The sequence below is a fragment of the Candidatus Syntrophocurvum alkaliphilum genome, from assembly GCF_009734445.1.
GTDB classification, from domain to species: Bacteria; Bacillota; Syntrophomonadia; order Syntrophomonadales; family Syntrophomonadaceae; genus Syntrophocurvum; species Syntrophocurvum alkaliphilum.
The window spans coordinates 770589-783868 of sequence record NZ_CP046457.1 but is presented as its reverse complement, the minus strand read 5'-3'; the positions used below and the strand labels follow the sequence as shown (position 1 = coordinate 783868).

Here is a 13280-nt window from a genome sequence, read left to right as displayed (position 1 = left end):
CATGTCAACAATGGTTAAAATAGATAAACTAGCACTCGAACAGGAGAATGATTACATGAACGGTCAAAATAACAAAACCTCCATTCGAAAAGAGTTTATACTTGAGGGTTTAGGGTGTGCTAGTTGTGCTACAAAAATGGAAGAAAAAATTAATATGCTAGATGGAGTATCAAGAGCATCAATTAATTTTTTTACTAAAACATTAATATTAGATATTAATGATCCCAGTAAATTCGATAAAATTATCTTTTCAAGTAAAAATATAATAAAAAATATTGAATCCTTTGTTGAGCTAGTAGACAAGGATGAAAAAGAAAGACTAGGTTATGAAAAAAATTTAGTTAATAATTTTTCGTCTATATTAGCAAACAAACAACTTAAGTTAAAAGTAGCTAGAATAGCTATAGCTACAGTTATTTTTCTTTTTGCTATGGTTTTAGATTTAACATTTGTTACCCAGCTTACATTATTTATTGCCGCTTACTTAATAGTGGGAACAGATATTTTATTAAGAGCCGTAAATAATATTCGAACTGGACAAGTATTTGATGAAAACTTTTTACTGTCTGTTGCTACAATAGGCGCTTTTGCTATACAACAATATCCAGAAGCAGTAGCTGTAATGATTTTTTTCCAAACTGGTGATCTCTTACAGGATATTGCAGTTAATAGATCAAGAGAATCTATTGCGGATTTAATGGATATTAGACCTGATTATGCAAATTTAATGAAAAATGGCTCCATAGTTAAAGTTTCTCCAGAGCAAATAAAGATCAATGATATTATAGCAGTAAAACCGGGGGAAAAGATTCCATTAGATGGAATTATATCCGAAGGTTCTTCTATGATAGACACAAAAGCATTAACCGGCGAGTCAATTCCTCGTGATGTATCTCAAGGAGGAGAAGTATTAGCTGGTTCTATAAATTTAAATGGTTTGCTTCATATTAAAGTTACTAAAGAATTTGAAGACTCCACTGTATCTAAAATATTAGAATTAGTAGAAAATGCTAGTACTAATAAAGCACCAACTGAGAATTTTATAACTAAGTTTGCAAAAGTATATACTCCTATAGTAGTATTTGCAGCTATTGCTATAGCTATAATTCCACCACTAGCTATACCTGGCGCTAGTTTTAATGATTGGATTTATAGAGCACTTATATTTTTAGTTATTTCTTGTCCATGTGCATTAGTATTATCAATACCATTAGGATTTTTTGCCGGTATTGGCTCCGCCTCAAAAAAAGGTATTTTAGTAAAAGGTGGTAATTATTTAGAAGCATTAAATTTTGTGGATACAATTGTTTTTGATAAAACTGGAACATTAACTAAAGGTAATTTTAAGGTTACTTCTATTAATCCGATTAATACTGTTTCTGGTGATGAATTGTTAGAACTAGCAGCTTATGCTGAATCTTTTTCTAATCATCCAATTGCTTCTTCTATTTTAGAAGCATATGGTAAACAACCAATTGAAGAAAAAATTAATCATTATGAAGAAATATCTGGACATGGTAATAAAATTATTATGAATGATACTAAAGTAGTTGTAGGTAATTATAAATTAATGCTAAAAGAAAATATTGAGTGTGAAGAGATTAATCAACCAGGTACAATTGTGTATGTTGCTATAAATGGACAATATGTTGGCTATATTATGATCGCTGACACTATCAAAGAAGATTCAAAAGATACAATTGATAAATTAAAGAAATTTGGCATTAACAAAACAGTTATGTTAACTGGAGATAATCAATCTGTAGGATTAGCTATTGGAAATTCTCTTGGTATAGATGAAGTTTATGCCGAACTACTTCCACATCAAAAGGTTGAGCAACTAGAAAAATTAGATAGTCAAAAAGGTGAAAATAAGCATTTAGCTTTTATAGGTGATGGAATTAATGATGCTCCGGTTTTAGCTAGAGCTGATATAGGAATAGCTATGGGTGGAATTGGCTCTGATGCAGCTATAGAAGCAGCAGATGTAGTATTAATGACTGATGAACCTTCAAAGTTATTAAAAGGCTTACAAGTAGCTAAGAAAACAAAAACAATTGTATGGCAAAATATTGTTTTTGCACTAGGTATTAAGGCACTTGTATTATCTCTTGGGGTCTTTGGTTTAGCCACAATGTGGGCAGCTATATTTGCAGATGTAGGTGTTTCTATTTTAGCCATATTGAATTCCATGAGAATTTTAATGAGTGAATAAAATTATCTATTAATTAACAATACTAATGTTATTCATTAAATAATTCCTATGGAGGTGAAATAATGGATAGCAAATTAGTAGCTGTAGAAGGTAATTTAAGTCATGTTAAAGATTATCTTAATACAAATGGGTATCAAGTAATACCTGTAGAAGATGCATTCGAAAAACAAATATTAGCGGTTGTTATTTCAGGTGCAGATGAAAATTTAATGGGTATGCAAGAATTAGCCGTAAAAGTACCCGTTATAAATGCTCTAGGAAAAACACCTGAACAAATATTAACAGATATTACAAGTCAATAAAACTTCTAAACAGTAGGCTTTTGCCTACTGTTTTATATATAAAAATTAATTTGAACTTGAAACAATTATTTTTTTATACTACAATTCCTATAAATATAGTAGAGTTTGTTGTGAAAAAAGTTATATTAAAAGGGGTATAAAATTTGAAATTTTCTACTAAAAGCAGGTATGGCTTAAGAGCTATGATTGAAATTGCATCTAATGAAAACAATGACCCAATTCCGAGTAAAACAATAGCCCAAAGACAAGATTTATCGGTACGTTATTTAGAACAGTTATTATTACCATTAAAACAAGCAGGTTTACTAAAAAGTATACGTGGCTCTCAAGGTGGTTATATTTTAGGTAAAAAACCATCTGAAATTACTGTTTTAGATATTATTCGTGTTCTCGAAGGTCCAATAGCACCTGTTGATTGTGTAAATGAATCTTCTCCAGAGAAATGCAACCGTTTTGAAAGTTGTGTAACAAAAAATATATGGTATAAAGTGCGTGATTGTGTAACAGATATATTAAACTCTTATACTTTGAAAGATTTATTAAATGAACAAAAATCAATAAAATTTTAATAATATTTTGGAGGTGACCCTTATGAACTTAATATACATGGATCATGGTGCTACAACTCCAGTTGATGTTGAAGTCTTTGAAAAAATGAAACCATATTTTTGTGAGATGTTTGGTAATCCATCTAGTGTTTATTCATTAGGACAAAAATCAAAACATGCTATCGAAGAAGCTAGAAATAACATAGCTAATTTGTTAAACGCATCTTCAGATGAAATTTATTTTACTAGCGGAGGTACAGAAGCTAATAACCAAGCTATAATATCATATATGTTAGCTAATCGTCACAAAGGAAATCATTTTATTACATCTATGATTGAGCACCCTGCAGTTTTAGAAACTTGTAAGTACTTAGAAAAGAATGGTTTTGAAATAACTTTGTTACCAGTAGACCAATATGGACTTGTAAGTAAAGCAGAACTTAAAAATGCTATAAAAAATTCTACTTCTTTAGTTTCTATTATGCACTCAAACAATGAAATTGGCACTATTCAACCTATAAGGGAGTTAGTAGAAATAGCTCATGAAGCAGGAAGTGCATTTCATACTGATGCTGTACAATCTATGGGCAAAATCTTAGTTGATGTTAAGGAATTAGGAGTAGATTTACTATCAGCATCTAGTCATAAACTATACGGACCTAAGGGAATTGGATGTTTATATATAAAGAAAAAAACAAAAATAGAAAAATTTATACATGGTGGTAGTCAAGAACGTAATCTTAGGTCAGGAACAGAAAACGTTTCAGGTATAGTTGGCTTTGGTGAAGCTGCTAGATTAGCAAAATTAAACCTGAAATCACGTAATGATAAAATTAATAATCTAACTAAACAATTACAAGATACTATTATTGATAATATACCTGATACTTTTGTAACTGGTCATCCTGATTGTAAATTACCTGGTGTATTGAGTTTATGTTTTAAATATATAGAAGGTGAATCAATTATATTAATGCTTGATGCTAAAGGAATTATGGCTTCAAGTGGTTCAGCTTGTACTTCAGGTGCTTTAGAACCATCACACGTTCTTCGTGCCATTGGACTACCACATGAAATTGCACATGGTTCATTACGATTGACCTTAGGAAAAGATAATACTGAAAAGGAAATTAAATTCGTTGCAAATACATTAATTGAAATTGTAAACAAATTAAGAGAAATGTCACCGTTATTTTTAAGAGGAGGAGAATAAATGTATAGTGAAAAAGTATTAGATCATTTTATGAATCCTAGAAATAGTGGTAATTTAGAAAAAGCTAATGGAATTGGCGAAGTTGGTAATGCTACATGTGGAGATATAATGCATATAAAAATAAATGTAGAAGGAAATATTGTTAAGGATGCAAAATTTAAAACTTTTGGTTGTGCTGCTGCCATAGCTACTAGCAGTATTATAACTGAAATGGTTAAAGGTAAAACTATAGAAGAAGCAAAGCAAATAACTAATAAATCAGTTGCTAAAGAGCTTGATGGATTACCTGCAGCAAAAATGCACTGTTCAAATTTAGCTGCAGATGCACTTAATAAAGCAATTGAAGATTATTTAAAACGTTAATTAAATAATTTAATAATGCCAGGGAGGGAAAACATGAAAATTGCTAATAACATAACTGAATTAATTGGTAAAACACCATTACTTAAACTTATAAACTATAGTAAAAAGAATAACCTATCAAATTCTCTAATTGCTAAACTAGAATATTTTAATCCTGCAGGAAGCGTAAAAGATAGAATAGCATATGCAATGATTTTAGATGCTGAAGAAAAAGAGTTAATTAATAAGGAAACAGTTCTTATTGAACCTACTAGTGGTAATACAGGTGTAGCATTAGCAGCTATTGCTACATCTAGAGGATATAAGCTTATTTTAACAATGCCTGAAACAATGAGTATAGAACGTAAGCTTTTATTTGAAGCACTTGGTGCTGAATTAGTATTAACACCAGGTGAAAAGGGAATGAGTGGTGCTATAAGAAAAGCAGAAAATCTAAATAAATCTATAGAAAACTCTTATATAATGCAACAGTTTAACAATATGGCTAATCCAGATATACACCGTAAAACAACAGCTAATGAAATACTAGCTGATACGGCAGGAAATATTGACGTATTTATTGCTGGAGTAGGTACAGGTGGAACAATAACTGGAGTTGGTGAAATACTAAAAAGTTTAAATTCTGATATAAAAATTATTGCTGTTGAGCCTTTAAGTTCACCTGTTTTATCTGGTGGCAAACCTTCTGCTCATAAGATTCAGGGTATTGGTGCCGGTTTTATACCTGAAGTTTTAAATACTGAAATTATAGATGAAATTATTACAGTAGAAAATGAAGATGCTTTTAAGGCTGCACGTTTAGTAGCAAAATCAGAAGGTCTTATTGTAGGTATTTCTTCTGGTGCTACTCTACATGCAGCAACCGAGATTGCACGTAGAGATAATTATATTAATAAAAACATTGTTGTTTTATTGCCTGATACAGGGGAACGATATTTGTCATGTGAATTGTATAAAGTTGAATAATCAAAACAAGAAGGATAATTTGCTTTTTATAAAAAAACAATCTATATTAATATTATAAATATGGATTGTTTTTTTCTTCATATAAAGCGACTAGTAAATTATAACACATTAACACCATTATTAATGAAAAGGGAAGAGCTGCAGCAATAGACATTTGTTGTAGAGCTACTAATCCTCCCGATATTAATAGAACAGCAGCTAGAATTGACTGAGTTAGCCCCCAAACAAGTTTTTTAATTGGTCTAGGATGCATATCTCCATTTGACGACATTATTCCTAGTACAAAAGTAGCTGCATCTGCTGATGTAATAAAAAATAAAACTAATAATATTACTGCAATTATTGATAATATTTCTGAAAATGGAAACTGCTGAAACATTATAAATAAAGCTGTTGATGCTTCATTAGTAGCTGCATTAGCAATTGCTATTCCTTTGTTCAATTCTAAATTAAGAGCAGTTCCTCCAAATACACTAAACCATATAAAGGTTATTAATGTAGGAACAAATAGAGCTCCTAATATAAACTCTTTTATGGTTCTACCACGAGATATTCTAGCAATAAATAGTCCCACGAAAGGTGACCATGCTATCCACCATGCCCAATAAAACATTGTCCATGCTTGAGTCCAATCATATCCTTGGAAAGGGAACGTTTGTAAACTCATTTCTAATAGCCGATTAGTATATTCACCTAACGTGCTAATAAATACATTAAATATATAGGTTGTTGGTCCAATTATTACTATGAATAGTAAAAGTAATAATGCTAATAACATATTAAATTTACTAATTATTTGCATACCTTTATCTAAACCTATAACTCCCGATATTAAAAAAAGTATAGTCAATACTCCAATAATAATTATGGTGAATTGTATACTATCGGGTATACCATATAGCATAGATAAGCCACTATTAATTTGAAGTGCTCCTAAGCCTAAAGATGTTGCAACTCCAAATACCGTAGCAAAAATCGCTAAGACATTAATTAAATGCCCTGGATAACCATAAATTTTATCTCCTAACAAAGGGTAAAATGTAGAACTTATTAACGGTGGCATATCACGCCTAAACGTAAAATATGCAAGAGAGAGACTCATAACGATATATATAGCCCAAGCCTGTAAACCCCAATGAAAAAAACTATATCTCATTGCAAAAGCTGCAGCATCTCCAGAAGTATTTGGAATGTGGTCTGGTGGATTCATGAAATGAGACAAAGGCTCTGCAACACCCCAAAATATTAAGCCTATTCCCATTCCAGCAGCAAATAACATGCTAAGCCATGCAAAATAGCTATATTGGGCTTTCTCATGATCTTTGCCTAATTTAACATTACCGTATTTACTAAATGCTAAACCTATACAAAATATTAAAAACAGAAAAACAATGAGCTGATAAGTCCAACCAAACCATTCAATAATGTAAGTATAAATTGTTGTAGATATTTCTTCTAGTAATATAGGATTATAAATGCCTATGGCAGCTATTAGCAAAATTATAAATAAAGATGTTCTAAAAACAATATTTTTAAACATATTAATCACATCCATTAAGGTATTAAAAGTAATGATGACCTAGTAGTATTAACTAATCTTTCAGAGGTAGATCCAAGTAATTTCTTTTTAAATGAATAATTACTTCTCCCAACTATAATTAAATCTATTTTTTCCTTAGATGATAATCTATTTATCTCAACAGATGGAACTCCAATAGCACAATTAAGTATTATTTCATTAAAATATGGTGAAAAATTTTCTTTTAAAAACATTAAATTTTGTTCGACCCATCTTATGCGTTGTTTTTCAGTTAAAGGATCAGCAGCCCTTCTACCTACATGTTGAATAATTAATCTGGTTGAGTGGGTTCCAATATCATAAATAAAAGGAATTGCTTTATTGGCACCTTCTTTAAAATCAGTTGCAAATAAAATATTATTCATAACTAAGGGTTGCAAATCTTTAGGAAAAATCTTATGGATAAAGGTAGGGGAATCAGTTAATCTAACTATATCACTTGTAACACTCCCCAAAAACGTTTGTGACATTATATTTTTGTAAGAACTGGGAAGATAAATAAGGTCATAATTTTGTTCTCTTGCTATTCTAGTAATTTCTGTAGCCACATGACCTTCTGCTATTTCCACACTTATTTCGACATCTCGACAAACTTTAAGAGTATCTGCAAATATAGATAATTCTTTTTGCACATGTTCTTTTTTAGTTAAACCACTATTTATCACATTAAGTAGATTTATCTTTTTAATACCTAAACTATCTATTAAATTAAAATCTTTAATAATTTTTTTCATTTCTTTATTTATGTCAACGGGAAAAAGGACTTTTTCAAACAAACCTCTCACTCCCTTAAATCTAGATTAAAATAAAAGTATGGTTTCACTGCGAAAAACTAAACTTAGGCTATGGAATCGGCTGAGCAAACATGCTCTATGCACCACGCATTACTATTCGGACTTAGATAAACAAGTTAGCTCAGCCTTAATTTTTTTGTAGTTACTTTTTGTAGCAGACAAATATGTTTTATCTAATTTTATTTTAATCTATCTTAGAATATGGGTCTAATATAATAATTTTTAATTCGCTATTTTTATTTTTTTCATGTTATAAAAAGAATAGTTAACAGCAATGTATAATTTTTTTATTATAAAGCCTATATTATTTACTATTGGCTAAGCGTATTCCTATGAATTGAATAATTTTTATTATAATAGCTAAAGCTACCTTAATAATTATTAAAAAAGGATTGAATTTTATTGAAAATAGCAATAATGGGTGCAGGATTAGCTGGATTGTCATGTGCAATTTGTCTAGAAAGAAAAGGTATACAACCAATTATTTTTGAAAAACATCATAGGGTAGGAGAAAGGTTTCCTAATGTTGAAGCTGTGATTGAATTAATGCATAGGCCAATTAAAAATAGCTTAGCTTATATTAATAAAATTTCAGGTATTAATTTACAACCAACAAGTATGATTCATACTATAGAAGTAAATTCACCGAATAAAAAAGCTTTAATAAAAGGGAGTAATATAGGATATACCACTATCCGCGGACATGACATGCGTTCTTGGGAATGCCAATTAGAAAGTCAGTTAAAAACAAAAATACATTTTGAGCAACAACATGATTTGAAGGATCTAAAAAATGATTTTGACTATGTTGTAGTAGCAACAGGTGATGCAATAATTCCTTTAAATATGGGTTTATGGAAATCTGATATTGAGCCTTTTTTAAAAGGATGTATTGTAAAAGGCAATTTCAACACTGGTTCAATAAGAATATGGTTTAATCAAAATTTAAGTAAGCAAGGTTATGTTTTCTTCCTGCCATTTGATGAAAATGAAGCTTGTCTTTCGGTGGCTGCTGGCCCTTCATCTCATGAAGAAATAGATAAGCTTTGGGAAAAAACGGTTGATTATCTTAATATAGATCCATTACCAAACACTACTTTTAAAGTAGAAGAAATGCGTATAGGAAAGATTCGTACACGTCAACTTGATAATATTATATTTATCGGGAACTCAGGAGGTTTTATAGAACCCTTTGCTGGATTTGGACAGATAACATCTATAATTAGTGGTATTCAAGCAGCAGAGTCGATTATTAATGGCAAGAATTATAATAACTTAACAAAATGGTATGATAAACTTTATGAAGATTCACTAGCTTTACGCCATTCATTAAATCAATTTAATAATGATGATTTTGATGAAATTATCTCATTAATAAATATGCATCAAATTCAAAATTTTATTTTAAATCCCTCTTTATCGCCTATATCACTTGCTGCAAAATTATTAACGAGTAAGGAAAAGTTTAAAAACAAATTATAATTAGGTAAATTATTTCATTCATATAAAAGTATTAAATAATCAATATATCTTTAATACTTTAATATTAAAAATAGAATATAAATAAAATTCATTTTAGATAATAAGCACTAAGCCAAAATCAAGATGAAGGTCGATGAGTGGCGTGATAAACATGTTAGCTCAGCCGATCACATAGTTTAATTTTAGCTTTTCGCAGTGAAACCAATGTTAAATAAGTGCTTTTCTCACTTTATATTTCTATTATACTCTCACCTAAAAATTTAATATTATCTACTTCTCTTAATTCGTTCATTAAATTAAATAATGCTAAATCTTTATTTTTAGCCTCTATCATTACATCAAAATCTCGATTAATTTCCTTAGCTTTATTCAAGAAGTTTAGAAAGAAATGTAAATCAATATTATCTGCATGACTGCGAAAGGATTTTTCGTTTTTGGGACTAGAAATATGTATTTTAGGTGGATAAGGTTCATTTTTCCATGTATTAAAAACATCTATTAAGTAGTTGGCAACATCATCACCGTCATTATTACACCAATGATGATGAATATCTAAAACCATAGGAATTTGAAGTTCTTTGCAAATATTTAGCACTTCATTTGAGGTATATGTTTTATCATCATTTTCTAATACTATTCTTTGTTTTAGATGTTTCGGTATATTATGGTGATTTGCTATAAATCTTTTTATAGATTCTAATTTGTTCTTATAACTTCCTCCAACATGTATTACAAGTTTAGATGAATAATCTAATCCCATACTTTCTAAAATTAGATGATGATATTCTAAATCTCTAATAGAACTTTCTAGTATTTCTTTCTTAGGTGAGTTTAACAGTGTAAAATGGTCAGGATGTGCGCTAATTCTAAATTTGTTTTTTTTGGCAAAATCGCCTAATAACTTCAAATCACTTCTTAAATCATTAACCCAATCCCATTGGTCAACAACATTATGTGTTGCTAATGGGATTAATTTTGAGGTTATACGAAATAGTTGTATGCCATGTGCTTTATTGTGATAAAAAAGTCGCTGAGTATTTTTTATGTTTTGTTTAGCTAATGCTAATAATTTTTCATGCCTTAATTGTTTATTATTAATTTTTGAAAGGTTTGCAACTGTAATAGTTTTTGATGGAGAACAGTCTTTCAAAATCGCGGACATAGCTACATAACCAAATCTAATAATCAAAAAATATCACCATCCCAAAGTATATTTAGCTATATGCAAACAATAATTGTTTCTTTTTAGTTTGAGCAATTGCATTTATAGGTATTAATTAAATAACTTAGGTAAACTACTTATTATAAAAAATCATATATTAGTGATTTTGCAAATAATAATAAACAACATATTGGATAATTCTTAAATTTTGTAATAGGATTGTAATTAATATATATAAATTGAGAGGATTGTTTATGGATTTTAAATACAAGCTAGAGGATCGACCACCAATTGGCGAGCTATTACTATTTGGATTACAGTGGTTAATTCTAGCTATTCCACCTTTAATAATAATAGGAATTGTTGTTGCTTCACTTCACTTTACTGATATATCAGCGCAAATAATATATATGCAAAAAGTTTTTTTTGTAATGTCAGTTTTACTTTTAGTACAGCTTTTTTGGGGTCATAGACTTCCGTTAATTACCGGCCCAGCTGGTGTATTATTAATCGGAATAATAGCTACTCAAGCTGAAACAATGAGCACGGTATATACTTCTATTTTTATTGGAGGATTTGTATTAGCTTTTTTAGCTATAACAGGTCTTTTTAATTTTATAAAAATGTTATTCACCTCTAGAGTAATTGCTGTCATATTGTTATTAATTGCATTTACACTAACACCTACGATTATGGATTTAATTATAGATATAAACAGTACAGTATCACCTACAATTAATTTGATTTTCGCCTTACTTTTTATATTAGTTATCTTTCTTATTAGCAAGTATATTAGTGGAATTTTAAAATCCACCTTAGTAATCTGGGCTATAATATTTGGTAGTTTGTTATATACTTTTATATTCCCTCAGTACAATTATGTAATTGATTTTGCTAATTTAAATCTTATATCTTGGTATATAACTCCTGTTGATTTTAAATTTTCTATAAATATAAGTGTTATATTAGCATTTTTAGTTTCCTTCCTAGCATTATCTATAAATGATTTAGGGTCAATACAATCAACTGGAAGTATAGTTCAGGCTGACAATATGGATAAGAGAACTACCAAAGGAATTTTTTTTACTGGAGTAGGGAATATGTTAGCAGGACTATACGGTGTAATTGGACCAGTTAATTTTTCTTTAAGCCCAGGAATAATTACTGCTACTAGCTGTGCATCTAGGTATACTTTAATACCTGCTGGTTTAGGTTTATTGTTATTATCTTTTTCACCATTGTTTATTGGATTAATAACTAATATACCATCAGTAATAATTGGAAGTGTACTAATATATTTAATGACATCTCAAGTTGCAGCAGGTTTAATGATGGCTTTTGAAAGCCAAAGCGAAAATTTATTTAATAATGGGCTAATAATAGGTTTGCCTTTACTAATTGGAATTATCGTTGCCTATTTACCACAAGATATATTGGCGACATTTCCAGCTTACATAACACCAGTAATAGGAAATGGTTTTGTAATGGGAGTTATAACAGTATTAATAATGGAACATATTATATTTACTAAAAATGTTAATTAATTAAATTACATCTCTAGTTTTACTGCGAAAAGCTAACCTCTCTTAATTTAACAATTATTAGTATTAATGAACTAAATTAGATAATTTCATGAACTATTTTTGGATATTTTGAATATGTTGTAATAGAACAAATTGAGAGGTGTGAATACTATTGGAAAATAATAAGTCACTAATTAGAGTGCTACATGCTTCACCATGTACCCCACCAGTTGATGTATATGCTGATGGCAATCTAATAGTTGAAAACCTGGCTTATAAAGATATAACTGATTATCTTCCTGTTGAGCCAGGGATGTATAATATTCAGGTATTCCCTACTGGAGTAAAGAAAAAACCAGTTATAGATGTCGAATTTGAGATTTTACCTGATACTGTATTTACTCTAACTGCTATTGGTGTTTTACCTGATGTTAGCTTACTTCCAATTGCAAGTGAATATCAGCATATTGAACCAAGTAGAGCAATAGTCAGATTTGCTCATTTAGTACCAGATGCGCCTAATGTAGATATTGGGCTACTAGAAAGTGATGCTATATTATTTAGTGATGTTGCATTCACAGAAGTCACAGACTATATCGCAGTTGATTCTGGAGTATATGATTTTGAAGTTCGCCCTGCAAGCTCCGATGTCATTTTACTAAATGTATATGACATTTTATTTGAACCAGGAAAAGCTTATACTCTATATGCAGTCGGACTCCTCGAGGATGAACCACCATTACAAGCTATATACTTTGAAGATTTTATACCTTGGCTTGGCAGACATAGTGAAGATAATGAAGCTAAGGACGAAAGTGAAGTAAGTAATGAAGATATTGATGAAGAACGTGATGATGAAGAAAATATTGAAACAGTAATTGAAGAAAATATAGTAGAACCTAAAGAAGAACCTATTGAATTACCTAGGCAAGAAGATATAAGCGATGAAAGTGAAGAAATTGTTAATGTTGAAGAGCCCCAAGTGACAGAAATTGTAGACGAAAATACTATACCCATAAATAATAAAGTTAATTCAGTTAAAATTAACTTTATTTACCGTTAGTGTTGTATTAATAATATTTTTCAAACTAAATGAGCCCCACTATTAAGGGGCTCATTTAGTTATTTTCATG

At 29.8% G+C, this 13280-nt stretch carries 12 protein-coding genes; 9 read left to right on the top strand and 3 right to left on the bottom strand.

Going from position 1 to position 13280, the window contains the following annotated elements:
* Positions 1 to 10 precede the first annotated feature (10 nt).
* From SYNTR_RS03860 to cysK, 6 genes are all read left to right on the top strand, one after another.
* Positions 11 to 2215, top strand: a complete 2205-nt coding sequence (locus SYNTR_RS03860; protein ID WP_420885509.1) for a heavy metal translocating P-type ATPase — start codon at positions 11 to 13, stop codon at positions 2213 to 2215.
* Between the two features lie 62 nt (positions 2216 to 2277).
* Positions 2278 to 2517 carry a YkuS family protein gene (locus SYNTR_RS03855; RefSeq protein ID WP_156203287.1) on the top strand — a complete coding sequence of 80 codons (240 nt, stop codon included), beginning with the start codon at positions 2278 to 2280 and terminating at the stop codon, positions 2515 to 2517.
* Positions 2518 to 2660: 143 nt separating this feature from the next.
* Positions 2661 to 3086, top strand: a complete 426-nt coding sequence (locus tag SYNTR_RS03850) for an RrF2 family transcriptional regulator (RefSeq protein WP_156203286.1) — start codon at positions 2661 to 2663, stop codon at positions 3084 to 3086.
* Between the two features lie 22 nt (positions 3087 to 3108).
* Positions 3109 to 4278: a cysteine desulfurase NifS gene (gene nifS / locus SYNTR_RS03845; RefSeq protein WP_156203285.1), complete on the top strand. Its 1170-nt coding sequence runs from the start codon at positions 3109 to 3111 to the stop codon at positions 4276 to 4278.
* Positions 4279 to 4641 carry a Fe-S cluster assembly scaffold protein NifU gene (gene nifU / locus SYNTR_RS03840; RefSeq protein ID WP_156203284.1) on the top strand — a complete coding sequence of 121 codons (363 nt, stop codon included), beginning with the start codon at positions 4279 to 4281 and terminating at the stop codon, positions 4639 to 4641. It begins immediately after the preceding gene.
* A 33-nt stretch (positions 4642 to 4674) separates the two neighbouring features.
* Positions 4675 to 5607, top strand: coding sequence for a cysteine synthase A (gene cysK / locus SYNTR_RS03835; RefSeq protein WP_156203283.1), 933 nt, complete (start codon positions 4675 to 4677; stop codon positions 5605 to 5607).
* Between the two features lie 52 nt (positions 5608 to 5659).
* On the opposite strand, the gene SYNTR_RS03830 is transcribed toward cysK, so the two are convergent.
* Positions 5660 to 7147, bottom strand: a complete 1488-nt coding sequence (locus SYNTR_RS03830) for a glycine betaine uptake BCCT transporter (protein WP_156203282.1) — start codon at positions 7145 to 7147, stop codon at positions 5660 to 5662.
* Positions 7148 to 7161: 14 nt separating this feature from the next.
* Entirely contained in the window at positions 7162 to 7962 is an 801-nt protein-coding gene (locus SYNTR_RS03825) for a universal stress protein (RefSeq protein WP_156203281.1), read from the bottom strand.
* Between the two features lie 420 nt (positions 7963 to 8382).
* Here SYNTR_RS03825 and SYNTR_RS03820 point away from each other — a divergent pair, with 420 nt between their 5' ends.
* Positions 8383 to 9462 carry an NAD(P)/FAD-dependent oxidoreductase gene (locus SYNTR_RS03820; RefSeq protein ID WP_156203280.1) on the top strand — a complete coding sequence of 360 codons (1080 nt, stop codon included), beginning with the start codon at positions 8383 to 8385 and terminating at the stop codon, positions 9460 to 9462.
* 229 nt (positions 9463 to 9691) lie between these two features.
* On the opposite strand, the gene uvsE is transcribed toward SYNTR_RS03820, so the two are convergent.
* A complete protein-coding gene (gene uvsE, locus SYNTR_RS03815; protein WP_156203279.1) occupies positions 9692 to 10651 on the bottom strand; it encodes a UV DNA damage repair endonuclease UvsE in 960 nt (319 codons plus the stop codon).
* A gap of 227 nt (positions 10652 to 10878) precedes the next feature.
* On the opposite strand from uvsE, the gene SYNTR_RS03810 reads away from it, so the two are divergent.
* On the top strand, positions 10879 to 12168 hold the full coding sequence (locus SYNTR_RS03810) for a uracil-xanthine permease family protein (RefSeq protein ID WP_156203278.1): 1290 nt from the start codon (positions 10879 to 10881) through the stop codon (positions 12166 to 12168).
* 151 nt (positions 12169 to 12319) lie between these two features.
* A complete protein-coding gene (locus SYNTR_RS03805) occupies positions 12320 to 13210 on the top strand; it encodes a DUF4397 domain-containing protein (RefSeq protein WP_197079180.1) in 891 nt (296 codons plus the stop codon).
* Positions 13211 to 13280: the final 70 nt, after the last annotated feature.

Excerpts from the sequence above, each read along its gene's own strand:
- SYNTR_RS03860 (WP_420885509.1), top strand. The coding sequence starts at position 11 with ATGGTTAAAATAGATAAACTAGCACTCGAACAGGAGAATGATTACATG.
- SYNTR_RS03855 (WP_156203287.1), top strand. The coding sequence starts at position 2,278 with ATGGATAGCAAATTAGTAGCTGTAGAAGGTAATTTAAGTCATGTTAAA.
- nifS (WP_156203285.1), top strand. The coding sequence starts at position 3,109 with ATGAACTTAATATACATGGATCATGGTGCTACAACTCCAGTTGATGTT.
- nifU (WP_156203284.1), top strand. The coding sequence starts at position 4,279 with ATGTATAGTGAAAAAGTATTAGATCATTTTATGAATCCTAGAAATAGT.
- cysK (WP_156203283.1), top strand. The coding sequence starts at position 4,675 with ATGAAAATTGCTAATAACATAACTGAATTAATTGGTAAAACACCATTA.
- SYNTR_RS03830 (WP_156203282.1), bottom strand. The coding sequence starts at position 7,147 with ATGTTTAAAAATATTGTTTTTAGAACATCTTTATTTATAATTTTGCTA.
- SYNTR_RS03810 (WP_156203278.1), top strand. The coding sequence starts at position 10,879 with ATGGATTTTAAATACAAGCTAGAGGATCGACCACCAATTGGCGAGCTA.